This is a genomic window from Nonomuraea longicatena (genome assembly GCF_039525605.1).
Taxonomy (GTDB): domain Bacteria; phylum Actinomycetota; class Actinomycetes; order Streptosporangiales; family Streptosporangiaceae; genus Nonomuraea; species Nonomuraea longicatena.
Genome location: NZ_BAAAHQ010000078.1, coordinates 1 through 1,555 on the forward strand (window position 1 = coordinate 1; position 1,555 = coordinate 1,555).

Consider the following 1,555-nt stretch of genomic DNA (forward strand, 5'->3'; position numbering starts at 1 on the left):
CTCGCGATCACGCTGTGATCAGCAGGCGCCCGCCGAAGATGAAAACAGCTCAGTGCGCAGGGTCTCTACCGAACTGGAGTCACGATAGGTCCGCATCTGGGCATGCGCGACGTCGAGGAGAAACCAGGACTTCCAGGAGTCTGGTACCTGCCCTGTAAGCGGAATGTGCTGCGCGAGTTGGAGAGCAGCCCCCCATTCGCCCGCCGCGGACTCGACGGCCACGGCTTGCATGGCCACGGCTGTCGGTCCGAACACGGAAGTCCAACGATTGTTGGAGTCCTCTCCGGTTCGGTGAGCGGCTGCACGGGCGACGTTCAAGAGATCCCGTGCCGTGTCAAAGCGCTCGTTTCGCGCGGCTGCGGTCATGCCGGACAGCAGCAGACCGCCATATACGGCGATCTCATTCGGGGTAGACGTGCGGAATTTGGGCTCGATCCCGTCGGCCGTGGCCAGTGCTACATGCTCGGAGTCGTCGAGTCGGCCAGTGCGCATGAAGATCCAGGAGACACTATTAGCGATCATCGCCGGAAGGAGAGGGTCGTTCGATTCGCGGGCGGCCTGCTGCGCCCGGTCCAGACCAAGCAGTGCCAGGTCTTCCATTCCGCTGCGTGCCATTACATGCGCACCGAGCTGCATAGTCTTGGACAGCACTCCTTGGGCGCGAAGCGCGGTCCCGTTGCGGTGCTCATGCACGGCGGTTCGAGCTTCGGTGAGCAGACCAGGAAGGACCTCGCCCAACGTGGACATATCCCCCTCGTGGTAGGTCGTCCACGCGTCGCTGACGCTGCGCCGGAGCGCCGTCACGTCGGGCGGCGCGTCCTCAGAGTCGGTTTCGGCAGACGACGCGAAGTCAGTCACGGGAACCAAAGCGCGGCGAATCGCCAAGACCCTCGGATCTTTGCTGCTCCCCTCTGAAACGACGCCGAGTAGAAGCGCCGGGGTGTCAAGGTCGAGCGCGCGAGCAAGGGAGTTGATTGTGGAAATTCGGGCGGACTGCCGTTGGTTCTGCTCTAGCTTGCAAATGGTGTCCAGGTTCACGCCTGAGCGTTCGGCGAGAATTTCCTGAGTAAGGCCGTCGATTGACCGGCGAGCTACTTTAAGTCGCTCACCTATGGTCATATCCGGGCGAAGTTCCATCGTGTCGTTGTCACGCATAGCCCTGCACCTTTCTGAAGCCCGTGAACTTCAGGGTAGACGTGTAGGGGTACTCCGCCCAAGGCGATGTCCCGATACGGCAGAGAACATCCCGCTTCCCCGCTGGCGCCGGATGCAGTTGCCGCCTCCACCATCGTCGAAGAAGGCCGAAAAGCCACAAGACACGCAGGGTCGAAGACAGGTTGGCCCGGGAGGTAGTTGTCCTTGATGGATGCGGTTGTGGCGGGCAACGACACGTTTGGACAATGTCCGGTATCGGTGCTCAAACCCGGGCTTGCCCCTGGAAGGAACGCGGGCGAGCGTGAGCGAGCGCCTTGTGGCCGGGCGGGCGTAGGTGGCCAGCACCTCAGAGCGTGTTTGAGAAGATCATTCACGTTCGGCGTGGTGACGTGACGACGAG

General features: G+C 62.2%; 1 protein-coding gene. It reads right to left on the reverse strand.

Annotated elements, in window-relative coordinates; genetic code table 11:
• Nucleotides 1-18: 18 nt before the first annotated feature.
• Nucleotides 19-1,155, reverse strand: a complete 1,137-nt coding sequence (locus tag ABD120_RS39235) for a helix-turn-helix domain-containing protein (RefSeq protein ID WP_343955542.1) — start codon at nt 1,153-1,155, stop codon at nt 19-21.
• Between the last annotated feature and the right edge of the window lie 400 nt (nt 1,156-1,555).